The 218-nt window shown below is 77.5% G+C and carries 1 pseudogene; it reads left to right on the top strand.

Annotated features, from left to right (window positions below):
• Nucleotides 1–218 (top strand): annotated as a pseudogene (locus tag ACLNEE_RS17130) (16S rRNA (cytosine(967)-C(5))-methyltransferase); the annotation flags it as partial.

Here is a 218-nt window from a genome sequence, read left to right as displayed (position 1 = left end):
ACGGTGGAGCTGGCCAAGCGGGCGGGGCTGGGACGGCTGGCCCCCGTGGCCAACGGCCTGTTGCGCCAGGCCCAGCGCCGTCGCGAGGGGCTGGCCGCCTCCGCCGGCAGCCTGGGCCTGCGCCACTCCCTGCCGGACTGGCTGGCACGGCTGCTGCTGCAGTGGCGCCCGGCCGATCAGGCCGAGGCCTTCGCCATGGCCTGCAACCAGGCTCCGGC

This window comes from Aphanothece stagnina RSMan2012, assembly GCF_046764815.1.
In the GTDB taxonomy this organism is placed as follows: domain Bacteria; phylum Cyanobacteriota; class Cyanobacteriia; order PCC-6307; family Cyanobiaceae; genus NIES-981.
This window is presented reverse-complemented; position numbering and strand designations above follow the sequence as displayed.